The organism is Psychrobacter sp. ANT_H56B, from assembly GCF_008369245.1.
GTDB classification, from domain to species: domain Bacteria; phylum Pseudomonadota; class Gammaproteobacteria; order Pseudomonadales; family Moraxellaceae; genus Psychrobacter; species Psychrobacter cryohalolentis.
In genome coordinates this window covers 121,291-142,586 of sequence record NZ_VOBF01000005.1, presented here as the reverse complement: position 1 = coordinate 142,586, position 21,296 = coordinate 121,291, and the positions used below count along the sequence as shown (strand labels likewise).

Below are 21,296 nucleotides of genomic sequence, written 5' to 3'. Positions count from 1 at the left end.
ACTGTATAAAAAAAGCCTTATAACTCTTTATAAGGCTTTTTTATGAGCAATATTCTTTAGACAGTGTGAATGCTAATAATTAATAGCGCGGCGGCACATACATATCATCAGGAATAGGCTCGCGATAATATTCATCATCGCGCTTACGATCAGGTAGCTCCACCTCATCGCGTGGCACTTCTTTATACGGAATTTGCTCAAGTAAATGGGCAATACAATTGAGCCTTGCACGTTTTTTATTATTGCCCTCAACCACCCACCAAGGCGCTTCAGGAATGTGCGTACGCTCAAACATCGTCTCTTTTGCTTTTGTATAATCTTCCCAGCGTCGCCGTGACTGCAAATCCATCGCTGACAGCTTCCACTGTTTCAGTGGGTCATGAATCCGGCTCATAAATCGAGAATGCTGTTCATCATCAGTAATTGAAAACCAATATTTTACCAAACGTATGCCCGAACGTACCAGCATACGCTCAAACTCTGGTACTGATTGAAAAAACTCTTCGTACTGCGCATCCGTACAAAACCCCATGACACGCTCGACGCCCACACGGTTATACCAGCTACGATCGAATAAGACAATCTCGCCTGCAGCAGGTAAATGCGCCACATAACGCTGAAAATACCACTGTGATTGTTCACGTTCAGTAGGTGCAGGTAGCGCAGCCACTCGACAAACACGGGGGTTTAATCGTTGGGTAATGCGTTTAATTGCCCCACCTTTACCCGCAGAATCACGCCCTTCAAATATCACCACAATGCGCTCACCGCGATCAACGACCCAATCTTGCAGTTTAATCAGCTCACGTTGTAAACGTACCAGCTCTTGAAAGTAGGTACGCCGATCTAACCGCTCTTGCTCACTCATCTCGCGACCATCAAACCGGAAATCGCGTACATAATCGTCTATTTCATTCTCAAGCTCTTCATCATAACTGTCAATTAAGTCTTGGTGCATCTTGCGTTTTAGCTCATCGTTCAAAAGATCTTTATCCATACGCTCTATGAATGTCACTTGCTCAGGTGTAGTTAATTTACTGCGTTCTTGCTCGGTTAAAGATGTCGGGTCAATTATTAAGGGTTTTTTACCCATGATGCGCTCCTGATAAATATTTTTATTATGCTGTTACTATCTTATAGTCTATTAAATCCAAAAGTACGTCGATATAAGTGTCGTTTTTACAAATATCTTTATTCTGTTTTATAACCATCTTTACTTTAGCATAGCACGCTCAATTCTATGAGTAGAGCAGGCGTCATTATTGTGTTAATAAAGTAGCCAATATTTTTTTAGATAAAAAAATACCCTCTAATCAATAGATTAAAGGGTATTTTTAAAACTGAGTCAGTCTTACACGTTGTATTTACATATTACTATTTTTCTAAGATACAAGTCACACCTTGACCGCCAGCGGCGCAAATAGAGATAAGTGCACGACCTGAGCCTTTTTGATCTAATAGTTTGGCAGCAGTGGCTAGGATACGACCACCGGTTGCAGCAAATGGATGACCTGCAGCAAGTGATGAGCCGTTGACGTTTAGCTTACTACGATCGATAGAGCCTAGTGGCGCATCAAGACCTAGACGCTCTTCACAAAACTTCTCGTCTTCCCATGCAGCAAGCGTTGATAATACTTGTGAAGCAAAAGCTTCATGGATTTCATAAAAATCGAAATCTTGTAGCGTCAAACCAGCACGCTCAAGCATACGCGGTACAGCATAGGCCGGTGCCATGAGCAAGCCTTCTGTATCACCAGATTTACCAATGAAATCAACAGCCGCTGTTTCTTGATGGACGATATAAGCCAATGGTTTTAGACCATGTGCTGCCGCCCATTCATCAGTACCCAATAGGATACAAGATGCACCATCAGTCAATGGGGTAGAGTTAGCAGCGGTCATGGTTGGCTTGGCATTCTTTTTACCAAAAACAGGCTTGAGCTTAGCTAGCTTCTCTAAAGTGGTATCTGGACGCAAGTTGTTATCGCGGGTCAGACCTTTATATGGGGTAATTAAATCATCAAAGAAACCTTCGTCATAAGCGCGTGCTAGGTTTTGATGACTATTAAAGGCAAGCTCATCTTGCGCTTCACGGCTGATGTTCCATTCAAGCGTAGTGATCGCTTGATGGTCGCCCATAGATAAACCAGTACGTGGCTCACCATTTTGCGGCGTATCAAGTAAATCTTTCGGGTTTAGACCCATCAATGCTTTTAGGCGTTGTTTATTGTCTTTAGCTGCGCCCAATTTAATCAATACTTTACGTAAGCCATCACCGACTGCGATAGGCGCATCAGAAGTAGTATCAACACCGCCAGTAATGGCTGAATCGATGATACCAAGCGCGATTTTATTGGCAGAAGCAAACGTCGCTTGCAAGCCAGTACCACAAGCTTGAGAGATATCATACGTTGGGGTATGTGGGTTAAGTGCAGTATTTAATGTCGCTTCACGAGTCAAGTTGATATCGCGGCTCAGTTTCATAACTGCACCAGCAACGACTTCACCGATTTTTTCATCTTGTAAGTTAAAACGCTCGACCAAACCATCTAACGCAGCAGTGAGCATATCCGTGTTACTAACATCAGCATATGAGCCGTTTGAGCGAGCAAATGGGATACGGTTGCCACCTAGGATAGCCACACGGTTCTGACCTGAGCTAAGCTTAGTCGTACTTGCTTTTTTAGCCACAGTATTTGTTTTCTTAGCAGGAGTCGCGTCAGCCTTTTTAGGTGCTTCTTTTTTATCGCTGTTACCTTTTGCTGCACTTTCTTTAGCTGCGTTATCCTCTTTCGTAGCAGTGGTTTTACTATCTTTTGCTACGGTTTCTTTTTTAGCGCTATCAGCTTTTGGTTCTGCTGCTTTGGCATCTGTTTTTTTAGCATCAGTGGTGTCTGATTTTACAGCAGTATCAGTGCTCTTAGCATCACTGGCTTTTACCACGGTGGTCTCAACAACAGGACTATCTGGGTGATTGCTTTTGTTACTCATAATATTATCCTTAAAAAATATGGGTAGAAATAGAAAAGGGAAGTTATCAAAAAAATATTTAAATAATAGAAGTCTTTATTCTAAAAACACCTAAAATACTTTAGATATGTATTACCATTTATTGCGATATATATTACACATTATTGTCATACAGCATAAGACGCTTTTTATAACCTTACTGTATATCTTTAGCAAACGATGTGACGCTTAACCGTAGATATTGCAGTATTTACAAGGATAAATACAAGCTTTATAAACTGGCTAGTGCTGATTAAAAGCATTGCATAATCGTAGGTTTGATAATATATTGTTATCGATAAATGGATTTGCTATAACTTATAGGTCTTAGTTTAGCACAAACTAAAATCCTTTAACGGCAGAAAAATAGACCATCTTGTATACTGGCTTGTCTACATATTGCTATGGACATTAGTGGTTTTTGGACTTATTCGGTATGAATGTGTATAGTTAAGACCGTTTCTAACCTATTTAATAAGTACTTATTATTTATAAATGATGATGTTAATGTCGCTTTATACAGGTAGTTTTATAATCAATGCACTTTAATAGCGCGCATTTCATCATAGATACATTTTATTCTTGTTTACTATTATCTTACTCATCAATTAAAGGATTATATTATGTCAGACCGTTATGGTGATTTTGTTCAGTCGTCTATTGGTAAAAAGGTCGCAAAGAATTTGGGCTTACCAATGCCAGTAGATCTTGACCGTTTTGATAGTGGTCAACCTTTGGTACGTGGCAGCGTGTTGGTTGGTCGTGCTAATGGTGGCGATAACGCAGTTAGTGCGTCAGTGGCTCGTATTTTGTCAGAGCTGCATACGGAAATCTTTGTAAATAGTGGTGATGACGTAAAAGATACCCTGTCGGATGCAGGCGTTAAAGCCAAAGCCAATACTGGCAGTGATGATAAGTTTAAAGTCTTATTGTTTGATGCCAGCAATATTAGCAATGCTGAAGAGCTCAAACAAGTGTACGAGTTCTTTCATAGCGTTGCGCGCCGTGTCGAAAAATCAGGTCGAGTGATCGTCATTGGTCGTCCACCAGAAGCGTTGACTGATATCGAAGCCGCATTGGCGCAGCGTGCCCTTGAAGGTTTTGTAAAATCAGTTGGTAAAGAGTTCAAACGTGGTATTACTGCACAGCTTATCTATGTTGAAGCAGGCGCAGAACAGAATTTAGACTCAACGCTACGTTTTTTTACGTCAGCGCGTTCAGCTTATGTGTCAGGACAGGTCGTACGTGTCAGTAATGGTTCCAATGTCGATGTCGATTGGAACCAACCATTAGGTGGCAAAACCATGCTTGTCACTGGCGCAAGTCGCGGTATTGGTGAAGCAATTGCCCGTGTATTGGCTCGTGAAGGGGCGCATGTTATTTGTTTAGATGTACCACAGCAGCAAGCTGACTTGCAGAAAGTGGCAAGTGAAATTAGTGGTTCGGCTTTGACAGTTGATATTACCAGTGCTGATGCTGGTAAAGAAATTGCAGAAGCTGCACAAAAACGTGGTGGTTTGGATTCAGTGATTCATAATGCTGGTATCACCCGCGATAAAACACTAGCAAATATGGATGATAAACAGTGGGATATGGTGCTCAATATCAATTTGGGCAGTATCGCTAAGCTCAACCGTTATTTACTAGATAACGATGTACTAAAAGATGCTGCACGTATCGTTTGTGTGTCTTCAATCTCAGGTATCGCTGGCAACTTGGGTCAAACCAACTATGCGACCTCAAAAGCTGGTGTCATTGGTTTAGTCAATGCAACCGCCAAGCAGCTAGAAGACAATGCAAAAGGCATGACCATCAATGCAGTTGCGCCAGGATTTATCGAAACGCAAATGACTGAAGCGATTCCATTTGCTATCCGTGAAGCAGGTCGTCGTATGAACTCGATGAGCCAAGGCGGTTTACCAGTCGATGTTGCAGAAACCATCGCATGGTTTGCCTCACCTGCTTCTGGTGGTCTAAATGGTAACGTTGTCCGCGTTTGCGGTCAAAGCTTATTAGGTGCATAATTGTTCTTATATCAGATGACAATGCAGATGACAACGAAGGCTATGTGAGCCATGAAGTTGGTCGTTAATTGCCTTTATTAAACAAGGTATTGACGTTACTTCACATATGCTTACGAAAAAACTGCTCATAAATTGTAATAAAGCTGCCCAAGGGTGGCTTTTTTATGATAAAAACAAAGTGACAATAAGCCAAACATCGTTGCGCCTATTTTAGGATTTCATCTTATATTTTAGTCATCGAATTCATAGCATATTAAATGCCATCAAAAAACTACTCAATCCCAACTTAGGATGTATTATGTCAGACAAACATTATGATGCGTTGCCCAAAGCGCATACTACCTATGCAAATATTGTCAAAAGCCTATTGCCTATCGGTAATAATGGTAAAGTCAGCCGCGATGAGTTGCCGCAAGCGACATATTTTGTAGATGATTTGCATATTGATCAAAGCAATCTAAATGATTATCGTAAAATTTGCGGCTTTGCAGACGATGGCAATGTGCCAATTACGTATTTTTCGGTGCTTTCACAGGCGTTACAGATGAATATGATGGTCAAAGAGCCATTTCCATTTGCTATGCTAGGACTGGTTCACGTCGATAACAGCGTGACCCAGTATCGTGCCATTAAGCAGAGTGAAACGGTTGCTATGTCAGTGATGTTTGATAATTTGCGTGACCATGCCCAAGGTCAGCAGTTTGATTTTGTCACCACGGTAAAAGCAGCAGACGAAATCATTTGGGAAGGCACGTCGACTTATCTATCACGCAGCAAAAAACCTGCCAGCAGTAAGGACAAAAAGAGTACGCCGCGTCCAGTAGCCGTTAAGCCATCAATCAATGAAGAGGGTGTTCACAGTATTTTTGAAGTGCCAGAAGATATCGGTCGCCGTTATGCGTTTGTCTCTGGTGATTTTAACCTGATACATTTGCATCCATTATCAGCGCGTGCCTTTGGTTTTCCAAAAGCCATTGCTCATGGTATGTGGTCAAAAGCTAAGTGTTTGGCGATGATGGGCGAGCTGCCTGATGCTTGTACGGTTGAGGTGTCATTTAAGCTGCCTATTTTCTTACCATCTGAAGTAGAGCTTATCGCTGATCCACTTGCTCAGTTAGAAGGCGCAGAAGATACTTGCCAGTTTGGTTTGTTTAGTGCAAAAAATGACAAGCCGCATCTTGCTGGTGTGATTACCTTGCAGGATGAAGCGAAGTAAAATATAATTTTTATATCAAAAATCATTACTATTGAACACATTTATCCTTATGACTTTACATGAAAATTCAAAAAGTACCGAATGCTCTGATCATTCAGCTGCGGTAGACAAAACAGCAGTTGGCGAGGCTAGCAGTGCCGACACTAGTAGCAACGATAATGGCATCCATCTTGCCACCATATTTGAGCCATATTTTCGTCCTGATGAAAATACCATCGTATGCGGTGCGCTTGATGATGAAAAGGTGGCCGCATTGGCAGCAGCTGGAGTTGAGTTGGTTATTAACTTGCAGCCTGATGAAGAGCTGAAATTCGATGAAAGTACAGCTGTAGAGCAGGCAGGCATGCAATACGAGCATTTACCTATTAATGGCACTGCTGACTTGAAACAGCTTAAAATACTGGCGTTTGATAACATACTACGTCAGCATCATGGCAAAAAAATTGCCATGCATTGTGGCTCTGGCAATCGTGTTGGCGCTGCCATAGCCTTACGGGCTGGTTGGTTACGTGGACGTAAAATGGATACGGCTATGGAGCGTGGACGTAGTCATGGTTTGACTAAACTTGCAGAAGAGGTTCATAATCGATTGCTAGTACCGCGTTAAATCATAAATATTCCTAACAATAAAAAAGGCGACCTTAGGGTTGCCTTTTTTATTGTGTGATACATTATAAAAATATTTTGGAGGATAGAGATTTTTTATCCTGATAAGATGTATGACAGGCTTTAAACTGAATAACTTCATAAATATAAAATAGAACAGGGCACTTATGAACAATAATAATGAAAGCATCTCTACAACTACCCATCAAAACGCTAACGTCGGTACATATACTGACAATCATATCCAACGTCGGCTTCAACAACTGCTAACAGATTTGCAGCTTGATGATGCGCCGGCAGGCGGCGCATTAGTGGTTTATCAAGCTGGCAAATGTATCGCACAAGCAAGTGTGGGACTGGCACGTGCTGATTTATCATGGAATACAGATACTTTATCATTGAACTTTTCGACTGGCAAAGGCATCTTGGCGACACTGGTTCATGTATTGGTATCACAGAAAAAACTGGATTATGATCTACCGATTGCCCATTACTGGTCAGCATTTGGCGTGCAAAATAAAGAGAAAATCACTTTACGCAGTGTGATGTCGCATCAAGCCAATCTTTTTTCGATTCAAAGTATTGACCTCGATAATGAAATCGTCCTTGATTGGAGTATGATGCTAGAGAAAATTGCAGCAATGCCTGTGACTGCCCCTGAGCAGGCGGAATTATACGACAGTGCTTACAGCGCCTTGGTATATGGTTGGGTGCTGGGCGGCGTGATAGAAGCCGTTACTGCGATGCCACTGGCTCAAGCATTACGCCATTATCTAACAGAGCCATTAGGCATTGCCAACAGCTGCTACTTTGGTGTACCAGAAAATCAGGTCGACAAGGTTGCGCGATTGGTTAAAAACTTTGAGTCAGTAGAAGAAGTGTCAGAAAATGCACAAGAAAGCTCACAACCGCAGCCACGTTCCCGCCGTCATAAACCAGTTTTAAAACCAGATTCAGTAGATACCTTGCAAGCTTATAGTGATTTACCGAGCTATGCCTGCTGGCAACAACAACAAGCAGCCAATCAGTATGCAATCCAATCAGTAACAGCTGATAATAAAGAGCAGATAGAGAAAGTACTGCCAACATTGGATACGGCACAAATCAACCGTCTATACTTTGATAACAGTCAGCTGAATCTTAAAAACTATAAAGCAGCCCTGTTACTTGCGAGCAAAGAACCGATTGACTATTATCATCCGCAGACTTTACAAGCTACTATCCCTGCTGCCAATGGCGTCGCATCAGCACATGCACTGGCGACGGTTTATGCGATGTTGGCTAGTGGTGGTATATGGCAAGGGAAAACACTCATTGATGAGGCAACCTTTAAGCAGCTATCAACGCCGCAAGTCACTGGTATGGATGCCGTTATGCCAGCCCATATGGATTGGCGCTTGGGTTATCATCGCCGTTTTAGTATTTGTAATAGCGATAATTTTGAGGTAAACACTCACAATACAAAATTTCATGCGCCACAAAGTTTTGGACACATGGGCTATAACGGTTCAGTTGCGTGGTGCGACCCTGAGCGGCAGCTATCGTTTGCCTTTGTCCATAATTTTGATGTGACCATGCTCAACGATATCCGCCAGTTTGCGCTGACGGAAGCCATACTAGGTCTAATTGATGCTGAAATTTAATCAGCGTTAGTGATTTATAAATAGCATTTTTTAGTTAAAGAAATACTGTTTATCTTATTATTGCGCTTTGTTTGGTGTCATTTTAAGCAGCTGTTTTGCTGTTAAACCATGTATAAAAATAGACGCCAAAATCACAATTGAGCACACTATCCAAAGTTTAAGGGCATCTTCATCATTAAAAAACCCTTGGTTGAGTGCATAAGATAAGTAGTACAGGGTACCGATGCCGCGGATACCTAGGGCTGATATAGCGTATTTTTCAGTGCGCGGTAGATTCAGCCCTGATAAGGCAATAAAGCCGCCAAGCGGACGAATCAATAATAAAAAAGTAAAGCTGACGATGTAGACGCGCCATGTTAGCTCAACGCCAGCTTGTAGACCTTGTCCAAGGAACATGCCAAAGATGACAAGCACCAGTGACATGAGTAAACCTTCTGATTGCTCAGCAAAATCATGCAATTTATGGTGGTAAGTGTGTTCAGATTCTGAACGACGGAACGCAAATGCCGCGACGAACACGGCAATAAAGCCATAACTATGGACGTATTCTGCCAATCCATATGCCATCAAAGTTAAGGCAATGACCACATAACCTTGAGACATAGTCGTCTCACGGCTATACTTTGAGAACACCAACTTTGCCATGACTTTGCCAACGACAATACCGACCAGTAACCCTGCGCCAATCTTCCACAATACATCATGGGTAAACCAAGACCACAGCATATCCCCCGTAAAACGCTCTCCTTCGCTATAGGCTTCTGCGATCTTAATCGCAAGATATACAAAAGGGAATGCTAGACCATCATTTAACCCTGCCTCTGAGGTTAAGGTAAAGCGTGGTGTATCTTCACCTCCAGTATTGGGCGGTCCCACTTGAATGCTAGAGGCCAATACCGGATCCGTTGGGGCAAGGACAGCGCCGAGTAAAATCGCAGCACCTATCGTCATACCAAAGGCATAGTAACCTAATACTGCCATCGCAAAGATACCGATGGGCATGGTAATCAGGAGTAGGCGCATCGTCGGACGCCATAATCGCCAAGACAGCTCAGTATCAATCTTGATACCCGCACCGACTAAAGAAACCAACACTACGATTTCAGTCAGTTTTTCGATAATCAGTCCATTATCGATAGGGTTCAAAAATGCCAAACTTGTCCAAAAATAGCCCATCAGCAAACCAAAGCTTAATTGCAGCATGGGCAAGGAGATAGGCGTGCGTTTAAAGATAATCGGAAATAGCGCACCGAATACGAAGGCAATGCCGCAAACCAATAAGAATAAATTGTAGTTTTCAATCATGAGGTTGGTGCACGCTGTTATATTTGATTTAAAGTGTAAAAAAGTCACACTTAGTATCCGTTTATAATGACGGTAAAAATATCTAAATATCGCAAAAAATCGTTATCAGATAGTGATTAAATAGACAGATACGTTGTTTTTTGGTGAAAAAAAGCCTGCATTGCGCAGGCTTAATAAATTCAGTTCAAGAAGGGTACTTAAATATTATTGTCTAACGTTCAACTTGGCTGACGTCACGTACAGCGCCCGTATCGGCACTGGTGGTCATTGCAGCATAGGCACGTAAAGCAGGAGAGACATGACGCTCACGGCTGACGGGTGTCCAAGCATCACGTCCACGACTTTCCATTTCTTCGCGGCGAGCAGCTAACTCTTCATCACTGACCTGCATATTGATGGTACGGTTTGGGATATCAATATGGATAGTATCGCCTTCTTGCACGAGGCCAATGGCGCCGCCTTCAGCGGCTTCTGGGCTGGCATGACCAATAGACAAGCCTGATGTCCCACCAGAGAAGCGACCATCTGTAAGCAGCGCACATTCTTTGCCTAGGCCTTTAGATTTTAGATAAGTCGTCGGGTAGAGCATCTCTTGCATACCAGGACCGCCTTTTGGACCCTCAAAACGGATGATAACCACATCGCCTGCGACGATTTGATCATCAAGCACCGCTGCTACTGCGTCATCTTGTGATTCAAAGATGCGTGCACGTCCGGTGAAAACCAAGATGCTGTCATCAACGCCGGCAGTTTTGACCACACAGCCACGCTCAGCAATGTTTCCGTATAGAACGGCAAGACCGCCATCAGTTGAATAAGCATGTTGGGTACTTCGGATACAGCCTGACTCTCGGTTCACATCCAGATTTGACCATTCTTTTGATTGTGAGAAAGCCTCAGTCGTCCGTACGCCACCAGGGGCTGCAATATAGCGTGCACGTGCTTCAAGATTGTCAGGATTCATAATATCCCATTTATCAATCGCTTCTTTCATCGTGGCACTATGGATAGTTGGCAAATCGGTATGTAGCAAACCAGCACGGTCAAGCTCGGCCAATAGCGCAAAGACACCGCCAGCACGATGCACATCTTCCATATGATACTTTTGTGAAGCAGGGGCAACTTTAGCCAAACAAGGGACGCCACGACTTAAACGGTCAATATCGTGCATTTTGAAGTCGACTTCGGCTTCATGTGCAGCAGCAAGCAAATGCAAAATAGTATTGGTAGAGCCGCCCATGGCGATGTCTAAAGTCATGGCATTTTCAAACGCAGCTTTAGTAGCGATAGAGCGCGGTAGGACTGAATCATCATCTTGCTCGTAGCGACGTTTGGCTAGTGACACGATGGTACGACCAGCTTCTAAGAATAGCTCGCGACGTAGCGAATGGGTTGCTAATAATGATCCATTACCCGGTAATGCCAATCCTAATGCTTCGGTCAAGCAATTCATCGAGTTGGCAGTGAACATGCCAGAGCACGACCCACAAGTCGGGCACGCTGAGGCTTCAATAGCAGCGACATCTTCATCACTAATGCTATCATCGGCCGCGTCCATCATCGCATCGACGAGGTCAAGCTTACGAATGGCATTACCTTTACTGTCAGTGCTATGGACGTCGCTACTACCATCATTATTATGACTGTGTGCGACCGTGCTGGCGATAATTTTACCCGCTTCCATTGGGCCACCTGAAATAAAGACGACGGGAATATTGAGGCGCATGGCTGCCATCAACATACCCGGAGTAATTTTATCGCAGTTAGAAATACATACTAGCGCATCGGCGCAGTGGGCATTGACCATATACTCGACAGAATCAGCAATCAAATCTCGACTCGGTAGTGAATACAACATGCCGCTATGACCCATCGCAATACCATCATCAACAGCAATGGTATTAAATTCTTTTGCCACGCCACCCGCTTTTTCAATCTCGCGTGCAACCATTTGTCCCAAATCTTTTAAATGCACATGGCCGGGTACAAACTGGGTAAAAGAGTTGGCAATGGCAATAATAGGTTTGCCAAAGTCGCCATCAGTCATGCCAGTTGCGCGCCACAGGGCACGAGCACCTGCCATATTACGACCGCCGGTAGAGGTTTTTGAATTATAATCCATGTGGTATTCCTTACAAATGAGCGAGATTTATTAATATGTGCAGCATCCGCTGCAATGTTGATAGTGTGCTTTTTATACCGGGAGAGTACTAGTGAATAATACTAAGTCGTTACCATACCATTAGATATGAGTAACTGAAAATAATTAACCTATAACAAACAAGACTTAAGGGTCAATCATTTATGCAATGCGCTCCAAAATAGCGGTTTCAAACCAAGGGAGCTCATCTTTATCTGCTTCTAGCTTGGCAATGACGACTAAGGCGTGAGTCGCTGGTAGGTATTGATACTCCATATTGGCTTCTATCGTCAATGGTAGCGGCTGATTGGTTTCTGTATCAATGCTCTGTTCGTCAATACTAATCAGCGCTTGTTTGTTGTTTTTATACAGGATATCAATACGACCAAAAAACTGCCATTCTTTAAAGGCTGCAATGATAGCATCATCTTTATCTTTAGTATAAATCTGCTGCGTCTCTTTACCCGTATTGGTCCAATGCAAACGGACAGCGAGTTGTAATGCTTCGCTGAACACCACCAATGAGCCAATCACCTTGACATGCCACGGATTGGATATGAGTGCTTCGTCAATACCAACTAGCTTGGCAGCTTCTTGCGCTGTCATCGGCGTATTAAATTGTACCAGTAGCTTTGGGGTTAAAGGATAGGTCTGCTTAACGACATCGTCCAAACTGTCATAATGATATAAAAATGGCAGCGGTAAGTCTTGAGTGATGGTCTTTTGACTGATTTTACAGTTATGAATACGCCAACTGATGGCTTTATCAGTCAATGCTTGCGCTAATATAATGGCATTTGGGTCAGTAGCTGGAGGGTTATTTGCCCCAAGCGTTTGCTCATGCTCATCATTGTTTATGGTAGCGTCATTGATAGATTGCGTATGAGCGTCAGTATTATTAGATAATTGAGTTGGCAAGGCAGTCAAATCCATCATGGTAAGGTCATCGAGAGAGTAGATTAATATAACATTTATCGCGCATGGCTCGTCAATAATTTAATCATCAACGAGAGCAGCAAGTTAGTTCATGAGGATCAATCAGTGATTATCTGATACTTGTACTTAAGTGAGATTTCGTCCACTATATTTAATGGTGTAGGTATTCGTTTAATACTCGCTATCCAATCAATACTAACTTTGATTCAATAATAATACAGGTTAAAGGAATAAGATAATGAGCCAAGCCAATCCGCAAACTACTTATAAAGACGATAATATTTTTGCCAAAATGCTCGATGGCGATATCCCTTATCATAAAGTTTATGAAGATGATAAGACTCTTGCTTTTATGGATATCATGCCACAAGCAAAGGGGCATGTTTTGGTCATTCCTAAGCAAAAAGCGGTGGACTTAGCTGATCTTGAACCTGAATATGCGGCAGCTGTGTTGATGACGGCTAAAAAAGTCATGGAAGCCCAGCGTCAGGTATTTGATCGTGAAGGCATTATCCAAATGCAGCTAAATGGTGCAGAAGCGGGGCAAACAGTTTTTCATTATCATGTGCACCTGATTCCTTCTAGTATTCATGAGCTTGGTCGCCATGCCGTCACACAAGCAGATCATGCCGAGCTTGCAAAAACAGCTGAACAACTGGCAGCGATTATTACTGCGTAATTTTAAAAACGTCTATCGTTGTTCTGAGTTAAAAGAACAGATAGTACTTACTCTTTAGATAATAATAAAAGGGCAACTAACAAGTTGCCTTTTTTGTTTTTAGGTAATAGTGCTGTAACAATAGTTCAAGTAATGTGACAAATGGGCAGCAATACTGGGGTTAGTAATCGTTTTGTGGTAAATATTAAGTCTACTTGATCGTTAATACAAGAATCTGCTTATGAAGAACAAATCCTCCCGTTCCACTATTCTTTTGCCCGTCTTCGTGCCGGCAGCAGCCATTATGCTGCTATTAGTGATTGGTACTGCCATTAATCCTGAGTCTGCTGGGGAACTATTTAGCACCGTTCTGAATTTTACCACTGAGACTTTCGGCTGGTTCTATATGTTAGCAGTCGCTATATTTTTGATGTTTATCATTGTCTTGGCGTTTTCGTCTTATGGCAGTATTAAACTGGGACCAGATCATGCTCAGGCTGAGTATAATTTTCTTGAGTGGTTTGCCATGCTATTTTCAGCAGGGTATGGGATTGCTTTACTATTTTACGGCGTAGCAGAGCCAGTCATACACTTTGCTAGTCCACCGCTTTCAACGCCGCAGACTATTGAGGCCGCAAAAGAAGCAATGCAAATTGCCTATTTTCACTGGGGTTTTCATATTTGGGCGATTTATGGTGTGGTAGGTTTGTCGCTGGCATATTTCTCTTTTCGTCATGGCTTGCCCTTGTCAATGCGCTCAACACTATATCCACTCATTGGTGATAAAATTTATGGTCCGATTGGACATACTGTTGATGTGTTTGCCATTGTGGGCACGATGTTCGGTATTGCGACCAGTTTGGGGATTTCTGTATCACAGATCAATGCCGGGTTAAATTATCTATTACCAAATACGATACCTGTTAGTATTACAGTTCAGGTGATTATCATTGCGCTGGTGACACTAGCAGCTTTGGCATCTGTTCTCGCTGGCATGGATAAAGGGGTAAAGCGACTCTCAATTTTGAACATGATGTTAGCAACGGGGCTGATGCTGTTTGTTTTTATCGTGGGTCCAACCATCTTTATTCTAAACGCCTTTATGGAAAACACGGGCAGCTATTTAGGCAATATTGTTGAGCGTACTTTTAGTTTACAGGCTTATCAATCGAGTGATTGGATCGGCAGTTGGACACTCTTTATCTTTGCATGGACGATTGCTTGGGCACCCTTTGTCGGATTGTTTATTGCCAAGATTAGTCGGGGTCGTACTATCCGTGAGTTTGTATTAGGCGTGATGTTAGTACCAACCTTCTTTACATTCTTTTGGTTCGCGGTTTTTGGTGATACAGCGCTCCATATGATTATGGTTGATGGCTACGATGCACTCATTACTGAAGTGCAGAACAACCAAGCAATTGCGTTATTTAAATTATTAGAGAACTTGCCTTTTACTCAGATAGTGTCGTCATTAACAGTACTATTAATTATTACCTTTTTTGTGACCTCATCGGATTCAGGGTCGTTGGTGATTGACTCTCTTGCAGCGGGTGGACGCAGTGATACGCCATGGTGGCAACGTACCTTTTGGGTAGTGACTGAAGGGGCAGTTGCCGCGGCTTTACTGGTAGCTGGTGGACTGACAGCATTGCAGACTGCCGCTATTGTCAGCGCCTTACCCTTTGCCGTTATTATATTGATTTCGATATTTGGCATGTGGCGAGCGCTACGTATTGAAGGTCATCGTAACCAGAGTTTAGGTAACGACAATCATTTGCCGCCGCATCTACTGAAACTAGAGGCTTGGCGCGAGCGTATTGATTATATGACTGAGCAGCCAACACGCGATAAAGTGCTTAGTTATATCAGAGGAACGATTTTATCTTCTATGAACGAAGTGGCTGAGAAGTTCGCCGATACAGGTTGGTTACCTGATGTGAATTATGATGAGATCAATAACCGCGCTGTATTAGAATTAAGAAGTGGCGATAATGTGGAGTTCTGGTACGAGGTTCGCTTATCAGAGCATGATATTCCTGATTATTATACGGAAGATATGGCAAACAAATTGCCGCAAGAGCACCATTACCGTGCTGAAGTGTATTTGCGCCGTGGTGGTCAGACCTATGATTTATATGGTTATGAATCAGTGTCGATTATTAATGACATTATTGATCAGTTTGAGAAATATCTACACTTTGTCAATGTCTCACCAGATATTCTACCGTGGCGTATGCAAGAGCATGATGAAGATATAACGCTTGAGCAGGGCAGTGTTTTTGATAAATAGGTATATTAAACAGGACATTCAATGTTGATAAACTTTATGAGCTGAGCAAATGATTACGTAATCCCTTGCAATATGCGCACGAATCCTTAGAATAACGGCTTGTTTTCATTGCTAATCAAGCCGTTTTTTATGTCTATTGATTCTCCAGTTTTACTTTCGTCTAATCCTACCTCAGACCATCCTTTATTGCAGCCACTCGTGATTGGCGGCTTGACGATTGAGAACCGTTTGATAGTTGCACCGATGGCTGGCGTGACAGACAACCCTTTTCGAAGATTGTGCAAATCCTTTGGTGCAGGTCATGCAGTCAGTGAAATGATCATCGCTGATACGGCACTGTATGCGCGCAAAAAATCGCTCTATCGTGCCAATTTCGATAATGAGATTGCGCCTATTTCGGCACAAATTGCAGGCGCAGAACCTGATAAATTGGCAGAAGCGGCGCGTTATCAGATTGATAATGGTGCACAAATTATTGATATCAATATGGGCTGCCCTGCCAAAAAGGTTTGCCGTAAATTGGCAGGCTCTGCACTATTGCAAGATGAGGATTTGGTTGCGCGCTTGCTAGATGCTGCGGTGAATGCCGTCGATGCGCCCGTTACTTTAAAAACGCGCTTGGGCTATGAGAATGGACGTGAAAATATTTTGCGCGTGGCAAAGCGAGCAGAGCAAGCGGGTATAGCTGCTATTGCCATCCATGGACGCACGCGTGAAGATATGTATACCGGAGAGGCGCGTTATGAGCTGATACGTGAGGTCAAAGAAAGCATTGGCATTCCAGTCATTGCAAATGGCGATATCGATAGTGCGCAAAAAGCGCAGCGCGTTTATGAGCTGACCGGCTGTGATGCGGTGATGATTGGACGCGCTGCCCAAGGACAACCATGGATATTTCGCGATATCGAGCATTTTTTGCGCACAGGTGAGACGCTGGCATCACCCAGTGTTAGCGAGATAAAAGAGATTGTACTGACACATTTAGAAGAGCTATACGGTTTTTATGGTGAATACTCAGGCTGCCGTATTGCTCGCAAGCACATTGCTTGGTATACCACCGGTATTCCGAACTCTAACGCCTTTAGGCAAGCCATGTATGGTGAGGAAAGTACCGCCGGACAGTTCCGTGTGGTAGAGGATTTTTTGAATGCTCATGAATAGACAGTGAAGAGCATATGTCGAGCACAAAGTGATCCATACTTCATCTAATAAGAATGTCTATCCAGTTAAACTGGCTTTATTGCTTATTTATTTCCTTTAACCTATATTTCTTTGTTATGATTTAGGTAAATATTAACGGAAGTCTAATTTTTAAAAGGATGTTTCATGGCTAACCCCTCAAAAAAAGCAATCGGTAAAGCAGTTCAAGACAAGAATGTTATTATAACGGGGGCTTCAAGCGGTATTGGTGAGCGTACTGCTTTTTTGCTTAGTGAATGCGGTGCTCATGTCATTTTGTTGGCACGTACTGAAGAGAAGCTAAAAGCGGTTAAAGAAAGTATCGAAGAGCTTGGTGGTAAGGCAAGTTATTATCCTTGTGATTTGACCAATATGGATGCCATTGAAAAAGTTAGCACGCAAATTTTGGCGGACTTTGGTCACGTTGATGTCTTGGTAAATAATGCCGGTCGCTCGATACGACGCTCGGTTCACGAATCCACTGAACGTTTCCATGATTTTGAGCGTACCATGGATATCAATTACTTTGGCGCAGTCAAAATCATTCTTGGGTTTTTGCCGACGATGATTGAACGTCAAACGGGTCAAATTGTGAATATCTCATCAATTGGTGTATTGGCAAACAGTCCGCGTTTTGCCGCATATGTCGCCTCAAAATCGGCCTTGGATGCCTTTAGCCGTTGCCTAGCTGCCGAAGTCAAAGGCGATAATGTGACGATAACCAATATCTTTATGCCATTGGTACGCACGCCGATGATTGAGCCAACTAAGCTTTATCGTTATATGCCAGCGCTTATGCCAGATGAGGCGGCAATGATGGTCGCCAAAGCGATCGTTCATAAGCCAAATAGTATTGCCAGTAACATGGGCAAGTTTGCGTCGGCTACTTATTCATTAGCACCAGCGATTAACGTTGGTATTCAATCGATGGGTTATCGCATTTTTCCAAGCACTCGCGCCGCTCAAACCACAGATAAAAAACCAAACCTTGCTCAACGTGCTTTTGCCAGAATCTTACCGGGTGAGCATCACTAGATTATATTTATTATATATAACCAAAAAAAGGATACTTCGGTATCCTTTTTTAGTGCCTTAAAAGCATTGATAATGATATAGACGGGTAGGCAGCAGTGGATTTCTATTTAACATAAGGCTCGTTATTGGAAAAATGTGTGGTTTACTAGTGAGGATTTTTAATAAAGTATTATAGTTAAGTATCTTTAAACAACGGATTTTCTCTAAAAAAATTTATTGATTCTTCATGATTGTAGCTACCAGCTTGCCATAAAACTCTCATGAGGTGATTAAACCTATCAATACAATAATCAATGTCATCTTCGCTATATCTATATGTATCAAATGTCCATGTCCATGCAACTGTAGAGTTCCTATGAGCACAGACTAGATTACTTATACTATTTCCTAGGTAATAAATATTTCTTGCAAGATTTTTTTCTATCATATTCTTGTCGTTCAGGTACTTACTTAACTTTATTAGTGAATATTCAAGATCCCAATATTTATCAACATCCCATGTGTCTTCACTCTCTAAATAATAATGAAAAGAGTCACTATTCCAAAACTTTTCTTCGCATTCATTTATTTCCATAAGCATAATTTCCTGTTTTCTGCATTGAGCTTACCATTATCAGCGCACCAATAGAATCAGTTATAGGAGAAGCTGTTTTTTTAGAGTACTGCTAATATACATATGGCGAACTAATCAGGTGCTTTCACCGGTTCGGTACCCTAGTGAGGACTTGAATCTACGGCTGTAAGCTAATTGTAGCAATGGTTTTGTTCATTTATTTCATTGTAATGTACTTCACAGTGTACTTGTTGGGCCATGCAAGGTTACTTGAGTAAGATGGTATCTAGACCAGAATAGTTGTTATATTAAGTTGTAATTATAAATCCTAACTTCTTCTATAATGGAGTCGGGATCTTCTTCAAGCTCTAAGCCACCAGCTACGAAGTACATCCCTTCAATGATCTGTCCTTCGTTATCAGCAAGATAATGTATATCTTCAGCATCGTCCAAAACTAAGGCATGATCTATATCTCCAATACGGCTACCAATTTTAATGTTACCTTCAAAAATATCACCTTTATAACCAGCACCAGCGCTAATATCGCATAGAGTTCCTTTTTCAGTAAAGCCTAACTCTATTTTAGGTTCTGAAAAATATATTGTATATCCGTTATTATTTGGTATCTCAAAAAGTAAGACGCCTGTATTGTCTAAGGCTAAATCAACCGTCCATTCCTTAATATTTCCATCAACTGTCTTATCGATAAAATGAAGAAAGCTTTCCAATTTTTCACCTAATGTGAACCCTGCTAAGGATTTACCAATCTCTGCATTAGCATGTATATCCAAATGAGCCATTTATTTAATTAACCTTATATTGACTAATAAGTTTTGTAAGCCTGAAAATAGTATTAAATCGTGATCGGTGCGCTATACAGGCATCGAACAGCAGATTTTAGATATAATCTTCATGCCTATGAGGTCATTGATTAAAAATTACTAAGTTAGCTTCTGCGATCTCTCTATCGTAGCTTATGTTTAGGATGTTTTAAGCTATATTATAGATATATTTGGATATTTGTTTTCTGGAACTTAAGTAGAGGTATAAGTGAATATCTGTAGAATTAGTACACAAATTAGGGAAATGTCTGAAGCAAAAGTAGATGCAGATATGGGGGCATGGAGAGATGTTTTCAGTAAATTTGATAAAGCAGTAGAAGAATGCTTCGATGTTGATATGTTAGTTAAGTGCTTATTAGAAGATGACTCATGGTATATACCTTTTGATTCTAGAATGAAGCTTATGGAAAAAGCAAAATCTTTAGGCGGATGCTCATTGGAGTTTTTGGCAGATTACTATTCATTTAAAACAGCATTTCTAGATCCAGGCAAAGAATATGATGATGCTGTCGTAAAACTAGATGAGCTATTTCAATAGGTTCGATTGGGTTATACCTCAAGGGAACCAGCTATTTCACCCTTCAAAAACCTATTAACAGACCACTTAAAACGGACTGGTATAATGGAACCATTTAGAACAGACTAGCCAAACACACGCCACATTATCCAAAATAACCCAGCCATAATGATAGCAATGATGAGTAGTCGCTTTGCCCAGTAGGGCAGTAGGGGTTTTTTATAGCCTAAATCATTGAGCTGACTGTCAACGCCTTCTTGTAGGCTTTGGAAGCTTTGCTCCGTTGGTGTGCTTTTTACTTTACTCTTAATCAAGCGCTCAGTATCATCTTCGACTGTTTCTCTATCAAAGCTCATGGCTTGACTAGGAATGCCTTGTTTATTAGCGATACTGTTTAATTTTTGCTGCTGCTGATTTTTGAGAGCAAGCTCGTATGCATCGATGCGAGATTTTGCAGCATCCATACTGATATTTTCGTCAGCGGCTAACGTCTTAATTGCCATGACCAGATTGCCTTTTTCGACCATCATAACAACCGTTTTCGGTAATTTTACTTTGGCAGGTTTTGAGCCTGAATCAGAATCAAACATGACTGTCCTTATTTGAACATGATAATAAGTAGATTGGAGTATTATAACCTTGTTGTGCAGTCAAAATTCAAGCAAAAAAATACCGCAGTTATCATCATAGCTGCGGTATTTTCATCAATTTTTCAGTTTAATTTATAGATCTTTCCAACGCTGGATAGACTCTTTAATCACTTCTTTGGCTTCTTCTACATCACCCCAAGATTCAACCACCGTTGTACCTGCTTTTTTGAGGTCTTTATAGTGACTGAAATGGAATTCTAGCTGATTGATCAGCTGCTTTGGTAAGTCCGCTAGACTGTTATAAGCATTGCCTGTATCACGGTCGTCAGCAGGTACGACGACGATTTTGTCATCGACTTCGCCATCATCAACGAACTTCATCACACCGATGACTTTCGCTTTTAAGAAAATACCAGTCGGTAAAGGCTGTTCTGTGATGATAAGCGCATCTAACTCGTCGCCATCTTCATCAAGAGTTTGTGGGATAAAACCATAATTGCAAGGCTTGGCAAAAATCTGTGGGTCAACACGATCAAGCTCAAATACGGCCAACTCGCGATTCCACTCAATTTTATGGCTACTACCAGCTGGGATTTCTATTACGACATTAATAATGCCGCCGTCGACGTCGCCTGCGTCCAAAATTTTGTTAAAATCTGCCATAAAATACTCCAATTTGCTTTTGTTATGAATGTTTGAATCGTAAAGGGTTAAAGTCGGCGTATAAGGTTTGTTACTGCGCCCAATTTGTA

Annotated in this window: 18 protein-coding genes; 9 read left to right on the top strand and 9 right to left on the bottom strand. The window is 41.9% G+C overall.

Features of this window, described 5'->3' with window-relative positions:
* Positions 1-79 precede the first annotated feature (79 nt).
* Positions 80-1,093, bottom strand: a complete 1,014-nt coding sequence (gene ppk2 / locus FQ082_RS08100; RefSeq protein ID WP_011513404.1) for a polyphosphate kinase 2 — start codon at positions 1,091-1,093, stop codon at positions 80-82.
* A gap of 281 nt (positions 1,094-1,374) precedes the next feature.
* Complete coding sequence (locus FQ082_RS08095) at positions 1,375-2,991, bottom strand: acetyl-CoA C-acetyltransferase (RefSeq protein ID WP_149408561.1); 1,617 nt, start codon at positions 2,989-2,991, stop codon at positions 1,375-1,377.
* 641 nt (positions 2,992-3,632) lie between these two features.
* Here FQ082_RS08095 and FQ082_RS08090 point away from each other — a divergent pair.
* From FQ082_RS08090 to FQ082_RS08075, 4 genes are all read left to right on the top strand, one after another.
* Positions 3,633-5,033, top strand: coding sequence for a 3-oxoacyl-ACP reductase (locus FQ082_RS08090; protein WP_011513406.1), 1,401 nt, complete (start codon positions 3,633-3,635; stop codon positions 5,031-5,033).
* 298 nt (positions 5,034-5,331) lie between these two features.
* Entirely contained in the window at positions 5,332-6,249 is a 918-nt protein-coding gene (locus FQ082_RS08085) for a MaoC family dehydratase (RefSeq protein WP_149492721.1), read from the top strand.
* A 49-nt stretch (positions 6,250-6,298) separates the two neighbouring features.
* Positions 6,299-6,856, top strand: a complete 558-nt coding sequence (locus FQ082_RS08080; protein WP_149492720.1) for a beta-lactamase hydrolase domain-containing protein — start codon at positions 6,299-6,301, stop codon at positions 6,854-6,856.
* A 166-nt stretch (positions 6,857-7,022) separates the two neighbouring features.
* Entirely contained in the window at positions 7,023-8,498 is a 1,476-nt protein-coding gene (locus FQ082_RS08075) for a serine hydrolase domain-containing protein (protein WP_149492719.1), read from the top strand.
* Positions 8,499-8,555: 57 nt separating this feature from the next.
* Here FQ082_RS08075 and FQ082_RS08070 read toward each other — a convergent pair whose 3' ends face one another.
* From FQ082_RS08070 to FQ082_RS08060, 3 genes are all read right to left on the bottom strand, one after another.
* Complete coding sequence (locus FQ082_RS08070) at positions 8,556-9,803, bottom strand: cation:proton antiporter (protein ID WP_149492747.1); 1,248 nt, start codon at positions 9,801-9,803, stop codon at positions 8,556-8,558.
* A gap of 211 nt (positions 9,804-10,014) precedes the next feature.
* Entirely contained in the window at positions 10,015-11,925 is a 1,911-nt protein-coding gene (gene ilvD, locus FQ082_RS08065; protein WP_149492718.1) for a dihydroxy-acid dehydratase, read from the bottom strand.
* 180 nt (positions 11,926-12,105) lie between these two features.
* The gene (locus FQ082_RS08060; protein WP_149492717.1) at positions 12,106-12,879 is read right to left on the bottom strand and encodes a hypothetical protein; all 774 of its coding nucleotides are present in this window, start codon (positions 12,877-12,879) and stop codon (positions 12,106-12,108) included.
* Between the two features lie 238 nt (positions 12,880-13,117).
* On the opposite strand from FQ082_RS08060, the gene FQ082_RS08055 reads away from it, so the two are divergent.
* The 4 genes from FQ082_RS08055 to FQ082_RS08040 all read left to right on the top strand — a co-directional run bounded on the left by FQ082_RS08055 (position 13,118) and on the right by FQ082_RS08040 (position 18,041).
* The gene (locus FQ082_RS08055; RefSeq protein WP_149492716.1) at positions 13,118-13,558 is read left to right on the top strand and encodes an HIT family protein; all 441 of its coding nucleotides are present in this window, start codon (positions 13,118-13,120) and stop codon (positions 13,556-13,558) included.
* A 220-nt stretch (positions 13,559-13,778) separates the two neighbouring features.
* Positions 13,779-15,827 (top strand): BCCT family transporter, encoded by a 2,049-nt coding sequence (locus FQ082_RS08050; protein WP_149492715.1) that lies wholly within the window; start codon positions 13,779-13,781, stop codon positions 15,825-15,827.
* 129 nt (positions 15,828-15,956) lie between these two features.
* Entirely contained in the window at positions 15,957-16,988 is a 1,032-nt protein-coding gene (gene dusB, locus FQ082_RS08045) for a tRNA dihydrouridine synthase DusB (RefSeq protein ID WP_149492714.1), read from the top strand.
* 165 nt (positions 16,989-17,153) lie between these two features.
* Positions 17,154-18,041 (top strand): SDR family NAD(P)-dependent oxidoreductase, encoded by an 888-nt coding sequence (locus FQ082_RS08040; RefSeq protein WP_149492713.1) that lies wholly within the window; start codon positions 17,154-17,156, stop codon positions 18,039-18,041.
* 175 nt (positions 18,042-18,216) lie between these two features.
* On the opposite strand, the gene FQ082_RS08035 is transcribed toward FQ082_RS08040, so the two are convergent.
* Both FQ082_RS08035 and FQ082_RS08030 read right to left on the bottom strand, forming a co-directional pair.
* Positions 18,217-18,615, bottom strand: coding sequence for a hypothetical protein (locus FQ082_RS08035; protein ID WP_149492712.1), 399 nt, complete (start codon positions 18,613-18,615; stop codon positions 18,217-18,219).
* Between the two features lie 282 nt (positions 18,616-18,897).
* Entirely contained in the window at positions 18,898-19,395 is a 498-nt protein-coding gene (locus FQ082_RS08030) for a hypothetical protein (protein ID WP_149492711.1), read from the bottom strand.
* A 286-nt stretch (positions 19,396-19,681) separates the two neighbouring features.
* On the opposite strand from FQ082_RS08030, the gene FQ082_RS08025 reads away from it, so the two are divergent.
* Entirely contained in the window at positions 19,682-19,975 is a 294-nt protein-coding gene (locus tag FQ082_RS08025; RefSeq protein ID WP_149492710.1) for a hypothetical protein, read from the top strand.
* A gap of 104 nt (positions 19,976-20,079) precedes the next feature.
* Here FQ082_RS08025 and FQ082_RS08020 read toward each other — a convergent pair whose 3' ends face one another.
* Together FQ082_RS08020 and FQ082_RS08015 are read right to left on the bottom strand one after the other, a co-directional pair.
* The gene (locus FQ082_RS08020; protein ID WP_149492709.1) at positions 20,080-20,544 is read right to left on the bottom strand and encodes an LMBR1 domain-containing protein; all 465 of its coding nucleotides are present in this window, start codon (positions 20,542-20,544) and stop codon (positions 20,080-20,082) included.
* A 132-nt stretch (positions 20,545-20,676) separates the two neighbouring features.
* Positions 20,677-21,207 carry an inorganic diphosphatase gene (locus tag FQ082_RS08015; RefSeq protein WP_020443289.1) on the bottom strand — a complete coding sequence of 177 codons (531 nt, stop codon included), beginning with the start codon at positions 21,205-21,207 and terminating at the stop codon, positions 20,677-20,679.
* Positions 21,208-21,296: the final 89 nt, after the last annotated feature.

Bases quoted from the DNA above. Each gene is read 5' to 3' on its own strand.
- FQ082_RS08090 (WP_011513406.1), top strand. From the start codon at position 3,633: ATGTCAGACCGTTATGGTGATTTTGTTCAGTCGTCTATTGGTAAAAAG.
- FQ082_RS08020 (WP_149492709.1), bottom strand. From the start codon at position 20,544: ATGTTTGATTCTGATTCAGGCTCAAAACCTGCCAAAGTAAAATTACCG.
- FQ082_RS08070 (WP_149492747.1), bottom strand. From the start codon at position 9,803: ATGATTGAAAACTACAATTTATTCTTATTGGTTTGCGGCATTGCCTTC.
- FQ082_RS08095 (WP_149408561.1), bottom strand. From the start codon at position 2,991: ATGAGTAACAAAAGCAATCACCCAGATAGTCCTGTTGTTGAGACCACC.
- ppk2 (WP_011513404.1), bottom strand. From the start codon at position 1,093: ATGGGTAAAAAACCCTTAATAATTGACCCGACATCTTTAACCGAGCAA.
- FQ082_RS08050 (WP_149492715.1), top strand. From the start codon at position 13,779: ATGAAGAACAAATCCTCCCGTTCCACTATTCTTTTGCCCGTCTTCGTG.
- FQ082_RS08015 (WP_020443289.1), bottom strand. From the start codon at position 21,207: ATGGCAGATTTTAACAAAATTTTGGACGCAGGCGACGTCGACGGCGGC.
- FQ082_RS08075 (WP_149492719.1), top strand. From the start codon at position 7,023: ATGAACAATAATAATGAAAGCATCTCTACAACTACCCATCAAAACGCT.
- FQ082_RS08060 (WP_149492717.1), bottom strand. From the start codon at position 12,879: ATGATGGATTTGACTGCCTTGCCAACTCAATTATCTAATAATACTGAC.
- FQ082_RS08030 (WP_149492711.1), bottom strand. From the start codon at position 19,395: ATGGCTCATTTGGATATACATGCTAATGCAGAGATTGGTAAATCCTTA.
- FQ082_RS08085 (WP_149492721.1), top strand. From the start codon at position 5,332: ATGTCAGACAAACATTATGATGCGTTGCCCAAAGCGCATACTACCTAT.
- FQ082_RS08080 (WP_149492720.1), top strand. From the start codon at position 6,299: ATGACTTTACATGAAAATTCAAAAAGTACCGAATGCTCTGATCATTCA.
- FQ082_RS08025 (WP_149492710.1), top strand. From the start codon at position 19,682: ATGTCTGAAGCAAAAGTAGATGCAGATATGGGGGCATGGAGAGATGTT.
- FQ082_RS08040 (WP_149492713.1), top strand. From the start codon at position 17,154: ATGGCTAACCCCTCAAAAAAAGCAATCGGTAAAGCAGTTCAAGACAAG.
- FQ082_RS08055 (WP_149492716.1), top strand. From the start codon at position 13,118: ATGAGCCAAGCCAATCCGCAAACTACTTATAAAGACGATAATATTTTT.
- dusB (WP_149492714.1), top strand. From the start codon at position 15,957: ATGTCTATTGATTCTCCAGTTTTACTTTCGTCTAATCCTACCTCAGAC.
- ilvD (WP_149492718.1), bottom strand. From the start codon at position 11,925: ATGGATTATAATTCAAAAACCTCTACCGGCGGTCGTAATATGGCAGGT.
- FQ082_RS08035 (WP_149492712.1), bottom strand. From the start codon at position 18,615: ATGGAAATAAATGAATGCGAAGAAAAGTTTTGGAATAGTGACTCTTTT.